Origin of the sequence: Gottfriedia acidiceleris (assembly GCF_004138285.1) — a bacterium.
Classification (GTDB): Bacteria; Bacillota; Bacilli; order Bacillales; family Bacillaceae_G; genus Gottfriedia; species Gottfriedia acidiceleris_A.
The window spans coordinates 1-552 of sequence record NZ_SCFN01000062.1; the positions used below are offsets into that span (position 1 = coordinate 1).

Annotated in this window: 4 tRNA genes and 1 rRNA gene; all 5 read right to left on the reverse strand. The window is 52.5% G+C overall.

What is annotated here, in order from left to right:
• Positions 1-90: 90 nt before the first annotated feature.
• A tRNA-Val gene (locus tag EP747_RS23950) sits at positions 91-166 on the reverse strand.
• Between the two features lie 12 nt (positions 167-178).
• Positions 179-250: transfer RNA gene (locus EP747_RS23955), tRNA-Glu, on the reverse strand.
• 23 nt (positions 251-273) lie between these two features.
• Positions 274-365, reverse strand: a tRNA-Ser gene (locus EP747_RS23960).
• 4 nt (positions 366-369) lie between these two features.
• Positions 370-444: transfer RNA gene (locus EP747_RS23965), tRNA-Asn, on the reverse strand.
• Positions 445-454: 10 nt separating this feature from the next.
• A 5S ribosomal RNA gene (gene rrf, locus EP747_RS23970) occupies positions 455-552 on the reverse strand; the annotation flags it as partial.

A 552-nucleotide genomic window follows, 5' to 3' on the forward strand; every position in this document is an offset into this window, starting at 1 on the left:
TCGATTGGTATGCTGAAGTAATTTCTTCGAAGCATATTCGTTCGTGCTCCACCCCGCGATAATAAGAACTATTTATCGATTTTAATTAGATGGTGGAGGATGACGGGCTCGAACCGCCGACCCCCTGCTTGTAAGGCAGGTGCTCTCCCAGCTGAGCTAATCCTCCGTAATAAAAGGGTGACCCGTACGGGACTCGAACCCGTGTTACCGCCGTGAAAGGGCGGTGTCTTAACCGCTTGACCAACGGGCCAGTATAATAGTGCTGAAAACATGTGGCGGAGAGCAAGGGATTTGAACCCTTGAGACAGGGTTACCCGCCTACACGATTTCCAATCGTGCTCCTTCGGCCACTCGGACAGCTCTCCAAAATGGCTCCGCAGGTAGGGTTCGAACCTACGACCACTCGGTTAACAGCCGAGTGCTCTACCACTGAGCTACTGCGGAATAATTACAAACCAAGCGACGTTCTACTCTCACAGGGGGAAACCCCCAACTACCATCGACGCTGAAGAGCTTAACTGCCGTGTTCGGTATGGGAACGGGTGTGACCTC